At 65.4% G+C, this 4,765-nt stretch carries 4 protein-coding genes; all 4 read left to right on the top strand.

From position 1 onward, the window contains the following. Positions 1 to 322: 322 nt before the first annotated feature. Positions 323 to 694, top strand: a complete 372-nt coding sequence (gene rpsL, locus ACWF94_RS33620) for a 30S ribosomal protein S12 (protein WP_003948652.1) — start codon at positions 323 to 325, stop codon at positions 692 to 694. A gap of 2 nt (positions 695 to 696) precedes the next feature. Further along, positions 697 to 1,167 carry a 30S ribosomal protein S7 gene (gene rpsG, locus ACWF94_RS33615; protein WP_453497336.1) on the top strand — a complete coding sequence of 157 codons (471 nt, stop codon included), beginning with the start codon at positions 697 to 699 and terminating at the stop codon, positions 1,165 to 1,167. A 38-nt stretch (positions 1,168 to 1,205) separates the two neighbouring features. Then, on the top strand, positions 1,206 to 3,332 hold the full coding sequence (gene fusA / locus ACWF94_RS33610) for an elongation factor G (RefSeq protein WP_453497333.1): 2,127 nt from the start codon (positions 1,206 to 1,208) through the stop codon (positions 3,330 to 3,332). A 153-nt stretch (positions 3,333 to 3,485) separates the two neighbouring features. Further along, positions 3,486 to 4,679, top strand: a complete 1,194-nt coding sequence (gene tuf, locus ACWF94_RS33605; RefSeq protein WP_453497330.1) for an elongation factor Tu — start codon at positions 3,486 to 3,488, stop codon at positions 4,677 to 4,679. Positions 4,680 to 4,765 lie beyond the last annotated feature (86 nt).

The following is a 4,765-nucleotide window of genomic DNA, read 5'->3' as shown; positions in this document are numbered from 1 at the left end:
GGGCGGGTGTGGGGGTGGGGGGGCGGCCCCCCCGCCGGCGCCCCCCCCCCCACGACCCGTGTCCTGGCCCGGTGGTTTCCGCGCGTGTGCATTTGTTTTGACCGCAGCCCATGCGGTAGGTACGCTCTGACCTTGTGCCTGGGGTGTGCCTGGGCTCGTGTGCGTGTCCTCAACCGCATGGCGAGTCCGGACCACGGCCACCGCAATCTGCGCCCTCTCCGCTTTCACAGTGGGGGCCTCGCAGCTTCGACACACCCGACCGCGTGGGTCGGCGATGTTCCAGGTTAGTTTCACTGAACGGCACACAGAAACCGGAGAAGTAGTGCCTACGATCCAGCAGCTGGTCCGGAAGGGCCGGCAGGACAAGGTCGAGAAGAACAAGACGCCCGCACTTGAGGGTTCCCCTCAGCGCCGTGGCGTCTGCACGCGTGTCTTCACGACCACCCCGAAGAAGCCGAACTCGGCCCTGCGTAAGGTCGCGCGTGTGCGTCTGACCTCCGGGATCGAGGTCACGGCCTACATTCCGGGTGAGGGACACAACCTGCAGGAGCACTCCATTGTGCTCGTGCGCGGTGGCCGTGTGAAGGACCTGCCGGGTGTTCGTTACAAGATCATCCGCGGTTCGCTCGACACCCAGGGTGTCAAGAACCGCAAGCAGGCCCGCAGCCGCTACGGCGCCAAGAAGGAGAAGTAAAGATGCCTCGTAAGGGCCCCGCCCCGAAGCGCCCGGTCATCATCGACCCGGTTTACGGTTCTCCTCTGGTGACGTCGCTCATCAACAAGATCCTTCTGAACGGCAAGCGCTCCACCGCCGAGCGCATCGTCTACGGCGCCATGGAGGGCCTCCGCGAGAAGACCGGCGCAGACCCGGTCATCACGCTGAAGCGCGCGCTGGAGAACGTCAAGCCGTCCCTTGAGGTCAAGTCCCGCCGGGTCGGCGGTGCCACCTACCAGGTGCCGATCGAGGTCAAGCCCGGCCGTGCCTCCACCCTCGCGCTGCGCTGGGTCGTCGGCTACTCCCGCGCCCGCCGCGAGAAGACCATGACCGAGCGCCTCACGAACGAACTGCTCGACGCCTCGAACGGCCTCGGCGCTTCGGTCAAGAAGCGTGAGGACACGCACAAGATGGCCGAGTCCAACAAGGCCTTCGCGCACTACCGCTGGTAGTCGCTACCCACATCGAGACCGAGAGAAGACTGAGCCATATGGCCACCACTTCGCTTGACCTGGCCAAGGTCCGCAATATCGGGATCATGGCCCACATCGACGCGGGCAAGACGACGACCACCGAGCGCATCCTGTTCTACACCGGTGTGAGCTACAAGATCGGTGAGGTCCACGACGGCGCCGCCACGATGGACTGGATGGAGCAGGAGCAGGAGCGCGGGATCACCATCACGTCCGCCGCGACGACCTGCCACTGGCCGCTGGACGACGTCGATCACACGATCAACATCATCGACACCCCGGGCCACGTCGACTTCACCGTCGAGGTGGAGCGTTCGCTCCGCGTCCTCGACGGCGCCGTGACCGTGTTCGACGGTGTCGCCGGTGTCGAGCCGCAGTCCGAGACCGTCTGGCGTCAGGCGGACCGCTACGGCGTGCCGCGTATCTGCTTCGTCAACAAGCTCGACCGCACCGGTGCCGAGTTCCACCGCTGTGTCGACATGATCAGCAGCCGCCTGGGCGCGACGCCGATCGTGATGCAGCTGCCGATCGGCGCCGAGGCCGACTTCAAGGGCGTCGTCGACCTCGTCACCATGAAGGCGTTCGTCTGGTCCGCCGAGGCGACCAAGGGCGAGATGTACGACGTCGTCGACATCCCGGCCACGCACACCGAGGCCGCCGACGAGTGGCGCGGCAAGCTGCTGGAGACGGTCGCGGAGAACGACGAAGAGATCATGGAGCTGTACCTGGAGGGCCAGGAGCCCACCGAGGAGCAGCTGTACGCCGCGATCCGTCGTATCACCATCGCCTCCGGCAAGTCCTCGGACGTGACGGTCACCCCCGTGTTCTGCGGTACCGCGTTCAAGAACAAGGGTGTACAGCCCCTGCTCGACGCCGTCGTGCGCTACCTGCCCTCCCCCCTGGACGTCGAGGCCATCGAGGGCCATGACGTCAAGGACCCGGAGAAGGTCGTCACCCGTCGTCCGTCCGACGACGAGCCGCTGTCGGCTCTGGCGTTCAAGATCGCGAGCGACCCGCACCTGGGCAAGCTCACCTTCATCCGGATCTACTCCGGGCGCCTGAACTCCGGCACCGCGGTGCTGAACTCCGTGAAGGGCCGCAAGGAGCGCATCGGCAAGATCTACCGTATGCACGCGAACAAGCGTGAGGAGATCGACTCGGTGGGCGCCGGCGACATCGTCGCGGTCATGGGCCTGAAGCAGACCACCACCGGTGAGACGCTGAGCGACGAGAAGAACCCGGTGATCCTGGAGTCCATGGACTTCCCGGCGCCGGTCATCCAGGTCGCGATCGAGCCCAAGTCCAAGGGTGACCAGGAGAAGCTGGGTGTCGCCATCCAGCGTCTCGCGGAGGAGGACCCCTCCTTCCAGGTGCACACCAACGAGGAGACCGGCCAGACCATCATCGGCGGTATGGGCGAGCTGCACCTTGAGGTGCTGGTCGACCGGATGCGCCGTGAGTTCAAGGTCGAGGCCAACGTCGGCAAGCCGCAGGTCGCCTACCGCGAGACGATCCGCAAGGTCGTCGAGCGCGTGGACTACACCCACAAGAAGCAGACCGGTGGTACCGGTCAGTTCGCCAAGGTGCAGATCGCGATCGAGCCGATGGAGGGCGGCGACGCCTCCTACGAGTTCGTCAACAAGGTCACCGGTGGCCGCATCCCCAAGGAGTACATCCCCTCGGTGGACGCGGGCGCGCAGGAGGCCATGCAGTTCGGCATCCTGGCCGGCTACGAGATGACGGGCGTCCGGGTGACGCTCCTCGACGGTGGCTTCCACGAGGTCGACTCCTCCGAGCTGGCCTTCAAGATCGCCGGTTCGCAGGCGTTCAAGGAGGCCGCGCGCAAGGCGAGCCCCGTGCTCCTTGAGCCGATGATGGCCGTCGAGGTCACCACGCCCGAGGACTACATGGGCGATGTCATCGGTGACATCAACTCCCGCCGTGGCCAGATCCAGGCCATGGAGGAGCGGGCCGGTGCCCGGGTCGTCAAGGGCCTGGTGCCGCTCTCGGAGATGTTCGGCTACGTCGGAGACCTCCGCAGCAAGACCTCGGGTCGCGCAAGCTACTCGATGCAGTTCGACTCCTACGCCGAGGTTCCCCGGAACGTCGCCGAGGAGATCATCGCGAAGGCCAAGGGCGAGTAACTCACCCGAGTTCACGCTTTAGGCTTATCACCGGAGCCTGCTGGGGCATTTCCGTCCTTTTCGGAAGGGAATGCCCCGGGCCCCGGCATCCCAGCAAAGATCACCTGGCGCCGATGAGTAAGGCGTACAGAACCACTCCACAGGAGGACCCCAGTGGCGAAGGCGAAGTTCGAGCGGACTAAGCCGCACGTCAACATCGGCACCATCGGTCACATCGACCACGGTAAGACGACCCTCACGGCCGCCATTACCAAGGTGCTGCACGACGCGTTCCCGGACATCAACGAGGCTTCGGCCTTTGACCAGATCGACAAGGCCCCTGAGGAGCGCCAGCGCGGTATCACCATCTCGATCGCGCACGTCGAGTACCAGACGGAGTCCCGTCACTACGCGCACGTCGACTGCCCGGGTCACGCGGACTACATCAAGAACATGATCACGGGTGCCGCGCAGATGGACGGCGCGATCCTCGTGGTCGCCGCCACCGACGGCCCGATGCCGCAGACCAAGGAGCACGTGCTCCTGGCCCGCCAGGTCGGTGTTCCGTACATCGTCGTCGCCCTGAACAAGGCCGACATGGTGGACGACGAAGAGATCATGGAGCTCGTCGAGCTTGAGGTCCGTGAGCTGCTCTCCGAGTACGAGTTCCCGGGCGACGACCTTCCGGTCGTGCGCGTCTCGGCGCTCAAGGCTCTTGAGGGCGACAAGGAGTGGGGCGACTCGGTCCTCAAGCTCATGGCCGCGGTCGACGAGTCGATCCCGCAGCCCGAGCGCGATGTCGACAAGCCGTTCCTGATGCCGATCGAGGACGTCTTCACGATCACCGGTCGTGGCACCGTCGTCACCGGCCGTATCGAGCGCGGTATCCTCAAGGTCAACGAGACCGTCGACATCGTCGGTATCAAGACCGAGAAGACCACCACCACGGTCACCGGCATCGAGATGTTCCGCAAGCTGCTCGACGAGGGCCAGGCCGGTGAGAACGTCGGTCTGCTCCTCCGTGGCATCAAGCGCGAGGACGTCGAGCGCGGCCAGGTCATCATCAAGCCCGGTTCGGTCACGCCGCACACCGAGTTCGAGGCCCAGGCGTACATCCTGTCGAAGGACGAGGGTGGCCGTCACACTCCGTTCTTCAACAACTACCGCCCGCAGTTCTACTTCCGTACCACGGACGTGACCGGCGTGGTGACCCTCCCCGAGGGCACCGAGATGGTCATGCCGGGTGACAACACCGTCATGACGGTGAACCTCATCCAGCCCGTCGCCATGGAAGAGGGCCTGAAGTTCGCCATCCGCGAGGGTGGCCGGACCGTGGGCGCCGGCCAGGTCACCAAGATCGTCAAGTAGTTCTGGCGGTCTGACCCGGCAGCTTCCCGGCCGCTCCCCGCGAGCGGCCCGTGAGCAGCACAGAAGAGGCCCCACACCTTCGGGTG

Source organism: Streptomyces sp. NPDC055078 (assembly GCF_053607985.1).
The sequence above is the reverse complement of the archived record's forward strand: the minus strand, read 5'-3'. Positions and strand labels throughout refer to the sequence as shown.

Bases quoted from the DNA above. Each gene is read 5' to 3' on its own strand.
- rpsG (WP_453497336.1), top strand. From the start codon at position 697: ATGCCTCGTAAGGGCCCCGCCCCGAAGCGCCCGGTCATCATCGACCCG.
- fusA (WP_453497333.1), top strand. From the start codon at position 1,206: ATGGCCACCACTTCGCTTGACCTGGCCAAGGTCCGCAATATCGGGATC.